Raw genomic sequence first — 11,944 nt, 5'->3', positions numbered from 1 at the left:
GCCGCAGCGCCCACAAAAAAGCCCCGCCAGTGCGGGGCTTTTTTATTGGGCGGCGCCCGCCTTACTGCTGGAACTGGGCGAAGCTCACGCCGGTGCCGGCCGGGCGCACGTCCTTGAGGAAGGAGTCCTTGTCGGCGCTCAACTCCAGGCTCAGGGCGGCCTTGCGCTTGCCTTCGTTGCGGATCACCAGGCCTTCGAGTTTTTCCCGCAGGAACACCGTAGGCACTTTCAGGTGCAGCAGTTGATCGGTGTCCGGGGTGTGCAGCAGCAGGTGCACCCATTCGTACTGACCGATGGCCAGGCGGGTGACCAGGATATCGAACCACCAGATATTGCGGTTGCGGTTCAGCTCCGCGAAGTGGCAGTTGTTGACGCCCAGCACCGCACCGCCCAGTTCCTGGTTCCTGCGGGCGATAGCCTGCTTTTTATCGAGTTTCATAACGTTCCTACGGGGATTGGATCTTCAGTGCTTGGCCTGAACAGGGGGAGCATTCTCCCGGGTTGCCCGGCAAACATAAAGCGCTACCTGGGCGGCGCGATGAAATGCCCGGAAAAAATAATTGAAACTCTGCGCGAAAGCCGCGGGTCAACCTTGGGTAACGACGCAATCCCCTTTGTTCGATCAATGAATGTTCTACGGAGAAATACCATGGGCAGCACAGCGGATAAGGCAAAAGGTCTGGCTAACGAAGCCATCGGTAACGTCAAGCAAGGTGTCGGCAAAGCCACCGACAACACCAAGCTGCAGGCTGAAGGCAAGCTGCAGGAGAAGAAAGGCGAAGCCCAGCAAGCGGTGGGCAAAGCCAAGGATGCAGTGAAAAAGACCATCGACAAGGCCTGAAAACGGCCTGTTCGATGACCCACTGCAGCGGCCATCCACGGATGGCCGTTTTCATGTGAGGTGTGGGTGAGAGAGGGGAATCGGCCACTGGAAATGGTTGCGGTTCGCCAACTAGGCTAATTTGTTGTAGAAAACGCCCCCTGAGTCGCTATCGACTTCAACCTTTTTGCGGCGAAAGGAGACGCTATGATTTTTCCGGACCTCAAAGGTTTGCCCCTGCACCGGGTACTGATCCGCACGGTGAATGAGTTCATCGCGGACGAGATGTCCACCTACGCCTCGGCACTGGCCTACCAGATGCTGTTCTCGCTGTTCCCCTTCATTCTGTTCCTGATCGCCCTGATCGGTTTCCTCCATCTGCCGGACTTCTTCACCTGGCTGCGCCTGCAGTCGGAGCTGGTGCTGCCCCACGAGGCCCTGGAGCAGGTCAACCCGGTCATCGATCAATTGCAGCAGTCCAAGGGTGGCCTGCTGTCCATCGGTATCGTCATCGCCCTGTGGACCGCTTCGGCGGGTGTACGCCTGATGATGAGCGCGATGAACGCCGCCTACGACGTGGTCGAGGGGCGGCCGATCTGGAAGCGCTTCCCGCTGTCGGTGTTCTACACCGTGGGCATTGCCGGCATGCTTCTGGCCGCCGCGGCGCTGATGGTGCTGGGGCCGCAGGTGATGGCCTGGCTGGCGGGGCAGGTGGGCCTGGAGGACTTCATCGTCACCCTGTGGACCATCCTGCGCTGGCCGGTGATCGTGCTGCTGATGATGGTGGCCGTGGCCCTGATGTACTACGTGATGCCCGATGTGCAGCAGAAATTCCGTTTCATCACCCCGGGCTCGGTGCTGGCGGTGGTGGTATGGATCGTCGCTTCCCTGGGTTTTGCCTACTACGTGAAGACGTTCGCTAACTACAACGCCATGTATGGCAGTATCGGTGCGATCATCGTGCTGTTGCTGTACTTCTATATCTCCGCCGCGGTGCTGTTGCTGGGAGCGGAGATGAACGCGGTGATCGAACACATGTCGGCCGAAGGCAAGGACCCTGGCGAAAAGGACTTTGACCAGCACGACGAAAAACAACACGTTTCGGGACTGGGCCGGGACCACTCGCTCAAGCCGACCACTGACGAAGCCTGATCATGATCCGTGAAATCCTCAAGATGGGCGATGAGCGCCTGCTGCGCATCGCCCCGCCGGTACCGCCGGAAATGTTCGACAGCCCCGAGATCTGGGAACTGATCGACGATATGTTCCAGACCATGGAAAGCGTGGGTGGCGTCGGCCTGGCGGCGCCGCAGATCGGTGTCGACCTGCAACTGGTGATCTTCGGCTTCGAGCACAGCGAACGTTATCCGGAAGCCGAAGCTGTGCCGCAAACCATCCTCATCAATCCGCTGATCACGCCCTTGAGCCCGGTGCTGGAAGAGGGCTGGGAAGGTTGTCTCTCGGTTCCCGGCCTGCGCGGCGCGGTGCAGCGCTACCAGCACATCCGCTACGAAGGCTTCGACCCCAGGGGCGAGCCCATTGTGCGCGTGGCCTCGGGTTTCCACGCCCGGGTGGTGCAGCATGAGTGCGATCACCTGATCGGCCGGCTGTATCCCTCGCGGATCAGCGATTTCAGCAAGTTCGGCTTCACCGAAGTGCTGTTTCCCGACCTCGACCCCAACGCCGACGAATAAGCCCCGGCCCGCCCGGTGTCAGGGCCTCGACCCAGGCCGGTCGATGGCCATGGCCAGCAACGGTTTGCTGCGCTGGTAGCGGGCCAGCCGTTCGTTCAAGGCGTGTGGCAGGCAGGTCGTGCTGCAGAAGCCCATCGACCGGTACAGGGCCTGCAGGTCCGGATGGCAGAACAGCCAGACCGGGCCTTCGACGCTTTGCACGGCCTGCCCCACCAGCTGGGTGGCCAGCCCCAGGCCGCGACTGGTCGGGGCGACGAACAGGCCTGTCAGCCAATAGCCTTCAGCTGCCGGGCTCAGGCTCATGCCAGCGATGATTTCACTGCTTCTGGCAACCCAGAGCTGCCCCTCGGAAGCGGCGCGCATGGATGACCGGTGCTGGCGATAGAACTTGTTCAGCAAGGGCCGTTCAACCTCGGCAAGCAGGTTGATCTGGAGGTCGGGCATGAGGTTTCCGGATTTGGCAACAGGGGCCGGCGGATTATAAAAGAACCCTGGCCGACTATAGGTGCTATACCTGAAGCCTTTCCCGCATCAGTGGAGTGAACGTCATGTCCAAAGGTATGAACGCCAAGAAAAATGCCAAGAAAAAGCCGGCAAAGAGCGCAGACGAGAAACGCGCCGAGAAAAAGGCCAAGAAGACCGAAGTGAATATCTTCGGCCACTGATCACTTTGACGAAGCCCGCCCCGCGGGCTTCGTGCTCTCTCCCCTCAGGCCAGTTCCAGCGCCAGGGCATCGCGTACCGCCGGTCGCTGTTCGACCCGAGCCTGGAACCGCGACAGCGCCGGCCAGTTCGCCAGGTCGATGGCGAACAATGCCGTCCAGCGCAGGACGGTGAACAGGTAGGCATCGGCGATCCCGAACTGCGCGCCTTGCAGGTAGTCCTGGTGTTCCAGCGTCTGCTCGAGCAAGGCCAGGCGCTTGAACAACTTCTGCTTGAACACCTCTTTCACCCCATCATCGAACCCCGGATTGAACAGCCAGCCCATGATCCCGTGCACTTCGCTGGTGATGAAGTTCAGGGTTTCCTGCAGGCGCACCCGCTCCCAGCTGCCATTGGCCGCGGCCAGGCCGGACTCGGGCTTGAGGTCGGCGAGGTATTGCAGGATGGCCGGGCCTTCAGTCAGGACCTGGCCATTGTCCAGTTGCAGCGCGGCTACGTAGCCCTTGGGGTTGATGGCGAGGAAGTCCCGGCCGTCGGCGGTGCGCTTGCTGCGGTTGTCGACGCGGATGGCCTCGAACGGCAATTGCAGCTCGCGCAGCACGATATGGGAGGCCAGGGAGCAGGCTTGTGGGGCGTAGTAGAGTTTCATCGGCAGGTCTCTGGTGAACGTGCGAGCCAGTGTCGTGCAAGGCGGCAACATGGGTAAAATTAATCTTTTAGAACACTGCCATAAGGACAGCTACTGCCATGATGAACCTGATGCACTGGCGCCTGCTGGTGGCGATTGCCGAGTGCGCCACCATCACCCGGGCCGCCGAGCAGGTGGGCATGACCCAGTCCGGGGCCAGCCAGGCCCTGGCCCAGATGGAGGACATGCTCGGGGTGCAGCTGTTTGTCCGCGAGAGCCGCCAGGCGCTGCCCACGGCGATCGGTTTGCAGGTGCTGGCCCAGGCGCGGGTGATGCTCGAGGCCCTGGCCGAGGTCCGCCGGCAGGTGGACGCGGCGCGGGGCATTCCTCAAGGCAGTGTGCGACTGGCGGGCTTTCCCATGGTCCTGGCGACTTTCCTGCCGCCGTTGCTGCGGCGTTTCAAGCAGCTGTATCCGGGCATCGAGGTGGTGCAGCTGGAGGTCAGTGATGATGAGGTCGAAACGCTGCTAGAGGCGCAACTGGTGGACCTTGGGGTCGTGCTCAACCCGGCTCCCGAGCGCCGATCTTGGTTGCTGGGGCGTGATTCGTGGGTCGCGGTGCTACCTGAAGATCACCCCTGGCAGGCCTCGACCATCGACCTTGAAACCTTGCTGGCGCAGCCCTTTGTCCTGGCCACCGGGGGCTGTTCGGTGAATGCCCGCAGCCTGGCCGCCGAGGCCGGGATCCCCCTGGCCGACGTCCGGGTGGAGGTGCGGGAATGGAACAGTGCCTTCAGCCTGGTGCGCGAGCGGCTGGGAGTGACTCTGGTGCCACAGAGTACGTTACCGGTGCAGCGCGAAGGGTTGCGGGTGCTGGAACTGAGCACAGGAGTGGAGCGGGAGTTCGCCCTGGTAGCGGCGCCGGGGCGGGAGTCGAGTGTTCTGGTCCAGGCGTTTCTGTCGACCCTCGAAGAGTTTTAGTGCGGGAGCTTCCCGGGCTTTGCCACAGGCTCTGTTTATGTCTTGTTTGTTACTTGTCGCGAATGCACTTCAATACCTCGAAAGTTGTGAAAACAGACTGACTAGTGGCCTTGCATAGAGACTGCGGCTGTCTATGCTCAATTGTGAAAATTCGTATCTGTTGGCCTATGAGTATCCGTCCCGCGCGGCCTGCGCCGTTGTAACCGGTATGCGTGCGACCTTCATCCAGGGCGCAGTATTGAATCCATGAATAAAGGCGAGAGTGCGCAGTTAGAGGCACCGCAGTATCAGGAGTGTCGATTTAGATGGAGTTTCTTAACTTTGTTAGGTCAGGCCCGGAAATGGGGCATCAAGTAAAGGATGGCTTGATAAGAGCGTTGCAACATGGACTCTCCGATTAAACATCATTTATCACCTGACACTTCCTCTCTCATATGGAGGGAGGCGCTTGCCCTGTTTTATAGATCGTTGTGGTGGATCAGTTGAAAGACTAGAAACTTCCGTCAATCAAAAGACAGCGTTGAAGGTGATACAACCATGTTTAACCTACATCACAAGGCTGACCTGCTGGAAATCGAACGATTCAACTGTGCGCTGAGCGAGGCCAACGCCAAGTTGGCGGCGATCAGTCGTTCCATGGCGATGATCGAGTTCTCGCCCGATGGCATCGTGCTGGATGCCAATGAAAACTTCTGCCAGGTCATGGGCTACTCCGCAGAAGACATACGTGGCAAGCATCACCGGATCTTCTGTGAGGAAGAGTTCTATCGCAGCGAGGAGTACAGCAAGCTGTGGCGCGACCTGGGGCGTGGCGAACCGGTCAGCGGGACTTTTCTGCGCCTGGACAAGCGTGGCCGGGAGATCTGGCTTGAAGCCAGCTATATGCCGGTGTTCGATGCCGATCGTCAGGTGCGCAGTGTGATCAAGGTGGCGTCGGACATCTCCGAACGCATCCATGTCGAACATGAGAACCAGAGCCTGCTGAACGCTATCGGCCGTTCCATGGCCATCATCGAGTTCAGCCCGGACGGCAGGATCATCACCGCCAACGACAACTTCCTGAAAACCATGCAGTACACCCTGAATGAAATCGTTGGCCAGCATCACAGCATGTTCTGCCACCGTTGCGAGGCTGAATCCCCGGAGTACAAGCAATTCTGGGCTTCGTTGAACCGTGGCGAGTTTCACTCCCATCGTTTCGAGCGGGAAAACAAGTATGGGCAGACGGTGTTTCTCGAAGCCTCCTACAACCCGCTGTTCGATACCAAGGGCCGCCTGTACAAGGTGGTGAAGATCGCCAGCGACATCACCGATCAGATGACCACCTTGCGCTCCGCCGCCGAGTCCGCCCACAGCACCTCGGTGCAGAACGACGCCTGTGCGCAGAAGGGCTCGGAGGTGGTGCAGCAGACCGTGGAAATCATTCAGCAGATTTCCCATGACCTCAATGAAGCGGCCCACAGCATCGATGCGGTGAGCAAGCAGTCGGACATCATCGGCAGCATCGTCCAGACCATCCGCGGGATCGCCGACCAGACCAACCTGCTGGCCCTCAACGCGGCCATCGAGGCCGCCCGTGCCGGTGAGCACGGGCGCGGTTTCGCCGTGGTCGCGGACGAGGTGCGCAGCCTGGCGGCGCGCACCAGCCAGGCGACGGTGGAAATCGTCGAGGTGGTGCGCAAGAACCACGACCTGTCGACGAGCGCGGTGACCAGCATGCAGTCGAGCCTGAGCCGCACCGGGCTCGGGGTCGAACTGGCGAATGAGGCGGGGGAGGTGATCCTGGAGATCCAGCAGGGCTCGCGGCACGTGGTGGATGCCATCAGCCAGTTCAACTCGACCCTGCACTTGCAGTAGCCGGTTTTCGCCGGGCACAAAAAAGGGTTCCCATGGGGAACCCTTGCGCGTCCAGCGGGGTTACAGCGCGGCGAGGAACTTCTCGTCCACCGGTTTGGCGCTGTCCTTGGCGTCTTTCTCTTCCTTGGCCAGTTGCATCTTGTCCTGCAGGCGCTGGGCAATTTCCTGGTTGATCGCCAGCTGGCGCTCTGGCGGCAGGTTCTTCAGGTCTTCCTCGGTCAGCCCCATGTCCTTGAGGATGCTGTCGCGCAGGCGCTGTTCCGGGGTCTTGCTCATGTAGTCCTTGAACTCGCTCAGCGCGCCGGTTTCCGTCGCGCTGGTAGCCTGCGCGGCGCTGGCGGTCGGTGGCGTGGCCTGGAGCAGCACGCGGGTCTTGGCGAAGGCGGCGTTGACGTTGTCGTCCACGCTGTTGGCCTGCTGGCTGGAGGACTGGGACGCCGGATAGGTCACGGAGTTCTGGGCCTGTTGCAGCATGCCGCTGTACAGCGCGCTGGCGGCTGCGGTAGTCGGGTCCATATCGGTGCGCGAGGTGGGCTGCACCGAAACGGATTTCTGGGCGTTGACCAACATGATCGGGAACCTGTGTAAGAGAACTAGGCTGAGGTTTTAGCAAGTTCCATGCCGATTGATACGCCCTTGTATATCAAGGGCTTGGCTCAAGACGCCGGTCGTGGCTGCCAGCAAGCGGACAAGTCTTGCCGCTTTCAGGCAACCGCTGCCGGCGCCGTCTTCAGGCGTGGGCAATGTCTTCCAGGGCCAGGTTGCGGGTGCGCGGCCCGAAGCGGCCGATGGTCAGGATCACGATCAGCATGCTGCTGACGATAAAGGCCAGGACCCCGGGCGTGCCGAAATGCTCGAGGAAAAAGCCCACCAGCAAACTGCTGAACACCGTCGACAAACGGCTGAACGAGTAACAGAAGCCCACCGCCCGGGCGCGAATGTTGGTGGGGAACAATTCGCTCTGGTAGGAGTGGTAGCTGAAGCTCAGCCAGGCATTGCAGAAGGTGATCATCACCCCGCAGACAATCAGCCCCAGGGCGCTGCTCTGCAGGGCGAACAAGGTGCCGAAGGTCATGGCGCCCAGGGCCGAGCCGACGATCTGCCACTTGTTCTCGAAGCGGTTGGCGAAACGCACGAACAGCAGCGGCCCCAGGGGATAGGCCAGGGTGATGATGAAGGCGTACAGCAGGCTGTGGGTGACGCTCACGCCCTGGCCCGACAGCAGCGCCGGCAGCCAGTTGCCGAAACCGAAGAAGCCGATGGCCTGGAACACGTGAAACACGATCAGCATCAGGGCCCGGCGGCGGTAGGGCGGTTGCCAGATATCGGCGAAGCGCCCACGGCCCTGGATATCCACGGCCTGGGGTTCGGGCTCATCCAGCGGCTTGGCGTAGTCCCGGGCGCAGCGGGTCTCGAGGCCTTGCAGGATCCGGTCGGCTTCGTCGAAGCGCCCGTGCTGGGCGAGCCAGCGTGGCGACTCCGGCAAGCGTGAGCGCAACCACCAGATGAACAGGGCGAACACCGCGCTGGCCAGCACCACCCAGCGCCAGCCGGAGATCCCCCAGGGCGCCTGGGGCACCAGCCACCAGGACATCAGCGCCACTGCCGGCACCGACAGGAACTGCACGAAAAAGGCAAAGGCGAAGGCCGAGCTGCGCATGCGCTTGGGCACCAGTTCGCTGAGGTAGGCGTCGATGGTCACCAGTTCGATGCCCAGGCCGATGCCCACCAGGAATCGCATGCAGATGATCCCCAGCGCCGTGCTCTGCAGCCCCATCAGCACCGTGGTCAGGGTGTACCAGATCAGGGCGAAGGTGAAGATCGCCCGGCGTCCGAAGCGGTCGGCTATCGGGCTCAGCAGGCTGGCGCCGAGGAACAGGCCGAGAAAGGTCGCCGAGGCGAAGGCCGCCTGGTCGGAAAAACCGAACACCCCCTGGTTGCCGTTGGCGAAGATCCCGTCGCGGATCAGCCCCGGGCTGATGTAGGCGGTCTGGAACAGGTCGTACAGCTCGAAAAAACCGCCAATGGACAGCAGCGCCACCAGGCGCCAGATCGTGGCCACGGCAGGCAGGCGGTCGATGCGCGCGCTGATGCCGGCGGCGCGTTGAGGGTCAAGGTCGCTGGTGAGCGGGGCAGAGGCGGGCATGCAGGGAATTCCACAGGACACAGAGCGGAAATCTTAGCCTGCTAACGGAAACCAAGGATTGTGAATCCACGTGCGTAAACCGGAGGATGCGCTGATTTATTGTCGTATTTCGTTACATCTGCCGGATTTATAGCGCAATGCTGGGCACCCGCGCGTGACGGCGGGTGCCCGGTGGTGGCTCAGTAGGTGATGGGAATGCCGAAATCTTCCTGGAAGGCATCGTCCACCGGTTCGTAGCCCAGCACCCGGGTGGTTTCGCTGAGGTCCAGGCGCTTGAAGCGATTGTTGGAAATGCCGTGGCCGATCAGCAGTTGCACCCCCGGGGTTTCCACTGCCCGTTGCAGCAGCTGCACTGCATCCCGTGGGCTGAGCCAGGCGCTCAGGTCGCGGGTGGTGGTCAGTTCGTGGTGTTTCGGGTCTTCGAACGCACCAATGCGCAGGGCAATGCAGGACAGCCCGCGCTTGGCGGCATAGAAGGCGCATAGCGCCTCGCCGTAGCACTTGCTCACGCCATACAGGTTGGCTGGCATCACCGGCATGCCCGGGGTGATCTGCCGGTCCACCGGGTAGCCCTCGATGGTCTGGGCGCTGCTGGCAAATACCAGGCGCCGGCAACCGGCCTGTACCGCGGCCTCGAACAGGTAGGTGGTGGCGAGGATGTTGTTCGGCAGCAACTCGTCGAAGCTGGCGCTGGCATGGGGAATGCCGGCCAGGTGCACGATGACGTCGATCCCCGGGAGCAGGCGGCCGATGGCTTGCGGGTCGTCGAGGTCCAGGCGCACGAAGCGGTGTGGCGCGGGGATTTCGAAGTCCGGCTCCACCCGGTCGGTGAGGGTGAAGCGGTGGCGCTCTTGGGAGCCCTGAAAAAACACCTTGCCGATCCTGCCGCAAGCGCCGGTCAGTAGTACGTTAAGTCCGTTCATTTCGAATCTCCGATGGGCCAGAGGAGGGATGGCCAGCTCAGGCGATGCCATTGCGCCCGTGCAGCATGAAGCCCGGGTGCAGGCTGAGGCGTTCGTAGTAGGCGGCCACGGCGGGGTAGGCCGGGTGCTCCATGGGGGTCATCTTCCAGCGATTCACCGAGAGGCCAAGAACGATATCCGCAAGGCTGAAATCCTCGCCCAGAACATAGGCGCCCGAGCGCTCGAGCTGGCGTTCGAGGATTTGCATCTTGGCATTCCAGGCCAGCAGGCTGGCGCCGATGCGCTGGCTGTCCTGGTAATCCGCATGCTGGCGCACCAGGCCCATGAAGGCATAGCTCCAGGACGGGTTCAGCTCGGTGGCCTGCCAGTCCATCCACTGTTCAACCAGGGCCCGGGCGCGCGGGGCCGTGGGCAGCAGGCCGCTGCCGGGGTGCAGGTTGGCCAGGTAGCGGCAGATGCTGTTGGATTCCCACAGGACCCCGGCGTCGTCGATCAGCACCGGTACCTGGGCATTGGGGTTGAGGGCGAGAAACTCGGGGGTATGGGTGGACTGAAAGCCACTACCCCAGTCTTCCTGCTGGTAGGAAAGTCCAAGCTCCTCACAGGTCCACAAGACTTTCCTGACATTGATGGACGAGGCTTTACCGAGAATTCTGCAGCGGGTTCCCATGACGCTTCCTTGTTCGTGGTACTGGATGGCCATGGGAATCTAACAGCGTGGCGTCGTCTCGGCGACGATCAATTTGCCGATACGGGTATCTCAGGCCGGATCGGGGAGGGCCGAGGCCGGCAAGCCGAAAACCCGGTCGAACAGCCAGTTGAAGGCAAAGGTGTAGCAGGGGATGAACAGGATCAGCGCCAGGTCCAGGAGAAAGGCCTGCACCAGGCTGATCGCCATCCACCAGGCGATCAGCGGGATCAGGAACACGATCAGGGTCAACTGGAAACCCACGGCATGGGCAATGCGCCGCTTGACTGTACGGGTGCGCGATGGCTGGCGGCTTTCCCAGCGCTCGAACAGGGTGGTGTAGATGAAGTTCCAGGTCACCGCGATGCTGGTGATGACCACCGCCAGCGGCCCGGTGCTGCTGGGCGAGGTGCCGGACAGCAGGGCCAGGCCCAGGGCCGAGAAGGTCATGCCGAACACTTCGAATAAAGAGACATAGACCAGTTTGCGTTTCACGCCTTGCATGCGGGTTCCTCGATTTTGAATGGGAATGGCCAGCCTGAGGGTGGCGCAGGGCGCGGAAGATAGCTTCAATCAAGGTGACAGAAAAAGTCGGAAGCTTTCAGTTTTCCTGATAGGTTGTTTCTCATGAACTTCTCCAGCGACAGCATCCAGTTGTTTCTCGCCGTGCTCGATCGCGGCTCCTTTTCTGCGGCGGCGCGTTCGTTGGGCAAGGTGCCTTCGGCCGTGAGCATGGGCATCGCCAACCTCGAGGCGGAGTTGGGGTATGCGCTGTTCGATCGCAGCCACCGCGAGCCGCTGCCCACGCCGCTGGCCTTGTCCCTGGCGCCCCATGCGCGGCTGATTGCCGACCAGCTCAAGCAATTGCAGGTGCATGCCGTCGAGCTGTCCCTGGGCCTGGAGAGCAAGCTGTCGATCGCGGTGGTGGATGACATCGACAAGCAACGGGTACTGGCCGCCATCAAGCTGATTGCCGAGCGTTATCCGCTGCTGGAAGTCGAGCTGCTCAGTGCTCCCCAGGATGACGTGCTGCACCTTTTGCACAGTGGCCGGGTCAGCGTCGGCGTGGCCTTTGCCGGGTTGAGCGTGAATGCCCTGGAGTATTTCCAGTACCTGGGCTGCGAGCGGATGATTGCCTGCATTTGCGCCGGGCACCCTGTGTTCCAGGCCAGTGACGGTTCGCTGTATCTGGAAGAGCTGATCAAGGTCCGTCAGGTGGTGGTGGCCAGCCGCGACCTGCCCCTGAGTGATACCCGGCCCCTGGTGGGCGAGTCGCTGTGGCGCACCGACAGCCTGGCGATGGCCCTGCACATGGTGGAGGCGGGGATCGGCTGGGGCAATTTCCCGCTGTCGGTGATCCAGCCGTTGCTGGCGGCGGGGCGCTTGCAACGGTTGCATTTCAAGAACATCGACAACGGCCTGGTGTTGCCGGTGCACGCGGTGTGGTTGAAGAACCAGCCTTTGCAGAAGGGGGCCCTGGCCCTGGTGCAATTGCTCAGCGGCGAGGACCCGGCGCTGGGGGCCGTGGCCCCGCCTGCCTGAGTG

Annotated in this window: 14 protein-coding genes and 1 pseudogene; 7 read left to right on the top strand and 8 right to left on the bottom strand. The window is 61.8% G+C overall.

Annotation, left to right across the window (positions count from 1 at the left end):
* Window positions 1-61: 61 nt before the first annotated feature.
* Complete coding sequence (locus A9971_RS22130; RefSeq protein WP_015636730.1) at window positions 62-439, bottom strand: hypothetical protein; 378 nt, start codon at window positions 437-439, stop codon at window positions 62-64.
* A 210-nt stretch (window positions 440-649) separates the two neighbouring features.
* On the opposite strand from A9971_RS22130, the gene A9971_RS22125 reads away from it, so the two are divergent.
* The 3 genes from A9971_RS22125 to def all read left to right on the top strand — a co-directional run bounded on the left by A9971_RS22125 (window position 650) and on the right by def (window position 2,514).
* On the top strand, window positions 650-841 hold the full coding sequence (locus tag A9971_RS22125) for a CsbD family protein (protein ID WP_011062850.1): 192 nt from the start codon (window positions 650-652) through the stop codon (window positions 839-841).
* 186 nt (window positions 842-1,027) lie between these two features.
* Complete coding sequence (locus A9971_RS22120; protein ID WP_015636729.1) at window positions 1,028-1,972, top strand: YihY/virulence factor BrkB family protein; 945 nt, start codon at window positions 1,028-1,030, stop codon at window positions 1,970-1,972.
* Window positions 1,973-1,974: 2 nt separating this feature from the next.
* Window positions 1,975-2,514: a peptide deformylase gene (gene def / locus A9971_RS22115; RefSeq protein ID WP_183000000.1), complete on the top strand. Its 540-nt coding sequence runs from the start codon at window positions 1,975-1,977 to the stop codon at window positions 2,512-2,514.
* A gap of 18 nt (window positions 2,515-2,532) precedes the next feature.
* Here the strand turns inward: def and A9971_RS22110 are convergent, their stop codons facing one another.
* The gene (locus A9971_RS22110) at window positions 2,533-2,958 is read right to left on the bottom strand and encodes a GNAT family N-acetyltransferase (RefSeq protein WP_123472891.1); all 426 of its coding nucleotides are present in this window, start codon (window positions 2,956-2,958) and stop codon (window positions 2,533-2,535) included.
* Between the two features lie 265 nt (window positions 2,959-3,223).
* Entirely contained in the window at window positions 3,224-3,826 is a 603-nt protein-coding gene (gstA, locus tag A9971_RS22105; RefSeq protein ID WP_041119583.1) for a glutathione transferase GstA, read from the bottom strand.
* 98 nt (window positions 3,827-3,924) lie between these two features.
* Here gstA and A9971_RS22100 point away from each other — a divergent pair, with 98 nt between their 5' ends.
* The 3 genes and pseudogenes from A9971_RS22100 (at window position 3,925) to A9971_RS33275 (ending at window position 6,642) form a co-directional block, all read left to right on the top strand.
* Window positions 3,925-4,785, top strand: coding sequence for a LysR family transcriptional regulator (locus tag A9971_RS22100; protein ID WP_041774414.1), 861 nt, complete (start codon window positions 3,925-3,927; stop codon window positions 4,783-4,785).
* 537 nt (window positions 4,786-5,322) lie between these two features.
* Window positions 5,323-6,096, top strand: a pseudogene (locus A9971_RS33280) (PAS domain-containing protein); the annotation flags it as partial.
* A gap of 6 nt (window positions 6,097-6,102) precedes the next feature.
* Window positions 6,103-6,642, top strand: a complete 540-nt coding sequence (locus tag A9971_RS33275) for a methyl-accepting chemotaxis protein (protein WP_259652288.1) — start codon at window positions 6,103-6,105, stop codon at window positions 6,640-6,642.
* A gap of 60 nt (window positions 6,643-6,702) precedes the next feature.
* On the opposite strand, the gene A9971_RS22090 is transcribed toward A9971_RS33275, so the two are convergent.
* The 5 genes from A9971_RS22090 to A9971_RS22070 all read right to left on the bottom strand — a co-directional run bounded on the left by A9971_RS22090 (window position 6,703) and on the right by A9971_RS22070 (window position 10,903).
* The gene (locus A9971_RS22090; protein WP_011062843.1) at window positions 6,703-7,212 is read right to left on the bottom strand and encodes a hypothetical protein; all 510 of its coding nucleotides are present in this window, start codon (window positions 7,210-7,212) and stop codon (window positions 6,703-6,705) included.
* Between the two features lie 160 nt (window positions 7,213-7,372).
* Complete coding sequence (locus A9971_RS22085) at window positions 7,373-8,788, bottom strand: MFS transporter (protein WP_182999998.1); 1,416 nt, start codon at window positions 8,786-8,788, stop codon at window positions 7,373-7,375.
* A 179-nt stretch (window positions 8,789-8,967) separates the two neighbouring features.
* Window positions 8,968-9,711, bottom strand: a complete 744-nt coding sequence (locus tag A9971_RS22080) for an NAD(P)-dependent oxidoreductase (protein ID WP_015636722.1) — start codon at window positions 9,709-9,711, stop codon at window positions 8,968-8,970.
* A 37-nt stretch (window positions 9,712-9,748) separates the two neighbouring features.
* Window positions 9,749-10,381, bottom strand: coding sequence for a glutathione S-transferase family protein (locus A9971_RS22075; RefSeq protein ID WP_011062840.1), 633 nt, complete (start codon window positions 10,379-10,381; stop codon window positions 9,749-9,751).
* A 90-nt stretch (window positions 10,382-10,471) separates the two neighbouring features.
* Window positions 10,472-10,903 carry a PACE efflux transporter gene (locus A9971_RS22070; protein WP_015636721.1) on the bottom strand — a complete coding sequence of 144 codons (432 nt, stop codon included), beginning with the start codon at window positions 10,901-10,903 and terminating at the stop codon, window positions 10,472-10,474.
* A 123-nt stretch (window positions 10,904-11,026) separates the two neighbouring features.
* Between A9971_RS22070 and A9971_RS22065 the strand changes: the two genes are divergently transcribed.
* Window positions 11,027-11,941 carry a LysR family transcriptional regulator gene (locus A9971_RS22065; RefSeq protein WP_011062838.1) on the top strand — a complete coding sequence of 305 codons (915 nt, stop codon included), beginning with the start codon at window positions 11,027-11,029 and terminating at the stop codon, window positions 11,939-11,941.
* The last annotated feature ends 3 nt before the right edge of the window (window positions 11,942-11,944 follow it).

The organism is Pseudomonas sp. UME65 (assembly GCF_014170225.1).
GTDB lineage: Bacteria > Pseudomonadota > Gammaproteobacteria > Pseudomonadales > Pseudomonadaceae > Aquipseudomonas > Aquipseudomonas protegens.
The sequence above is the reverse complement of the archived record's forward strand: the minus strand, read 5'-3'. Positions and strand labels throughout refer to the sequence as shown.

Excerpts from the sequence above, each read along its gene's own strand:
- A9971_RS22130 (WP_015636730.1), bottom strand. The coding sequence starts at position 439 with ATGAAACTCGATAAAAAGCAGGCTATCGCCCGCAGGAACCAGGAACTG.
- A9971_RS22125 (WP_011062850.1), top strand. The coding sequence starts at position 650 with ATGGGCAGCACAGCGGATAAGGCAAAAGGTCTGGCTAACGAAGCCATC.
- A9971_RS22120 (WP_015636729.1), top strand. The coding sequence starts at position 1,028 with ATGATTTTTCCGGACCTCAAAGGTTTGCCCCTGCACCGGGTACTGATC.
- def (WP_183000000.1), top strand. The coding sequence starts at position 1,975 with ATGATCCGTGAAATCCTCAAGATGGGCGATGAGCGCCTGCTGCGCATC.
- A9971_RS22110 (WP_123472891.1), bottom strand. The coding sequence starts at position 2,958 with ATGCCCGACCTCCAGATCAACCTGCTTGCCGAGGTTGAACGGCCCTTG.
- gstA (WP_041119583.1), bottom strand. The coding sequence starts at position 3,826 with ATGAAACTCTACTACGCCCCACAAGCCTGCTCCCTGGCCTCCCATATC.
- A9971_RS22100 (WP_041774414.1), top strand. The coding sequence starts at position 3,925 with ATGATGAACCTGATGCACTGGCGCCTGCTGGTGGCGATTGCCGAGTGC.
- A9971_RS33275 (WP_259652288.1), top strand. The coding sequence starts at position 6,103 with ATGACCACCTTGCGCTCCGCCGCCGAGTCCGCCCACAGCACCTCGGTG.
- A9971_RS22090 (WP_011062843.1), bottom strand. The coding sequence starts at position 7,212 with ATGTTGGTCAACGCCCAGAAATCCGTTTCGGTGCAGCCCACCTCGCGC.
- A9971_RS22085 (WP_182999998.1), bottom strand. The coding sequence starts at position 8,788 with ATGCCCGCCTCTGCCCCGCTCACCAGCGACCTTGACCCTCAACGCGCC.
- A9971_RS22080 (WP_015636722.1), bottom strand. The coding sequence starts at position 9,711 with ATGAACGGACTTAACGTACTACTGACCGGCGCTTGCGGCAGGATCGGC.
- A9971_RS22075 (WP_011062840.1), bottom strand. The coding sequence starts at position 10,381 with ATGGGAACCCGCTGCAGAATTCTCGGTAAAGCCTCGTCCATCAATGTC.
- A9971_RS22070 (WP_015636721.1), bottom strand. The coding sequence starts at position 10,903 with ATGCAAGGCGTGAAACGCAAACTGGTCTATGTCTCTTTATTCGAAGTG.
- A9971_RS22065 (WP_011062838.1), top strand. The coding sequence starts at position 11,027 with ATGAACTTCTCCAGCGACAGCATCCAGTTGTTTCTCGCCGTGCTCGAT.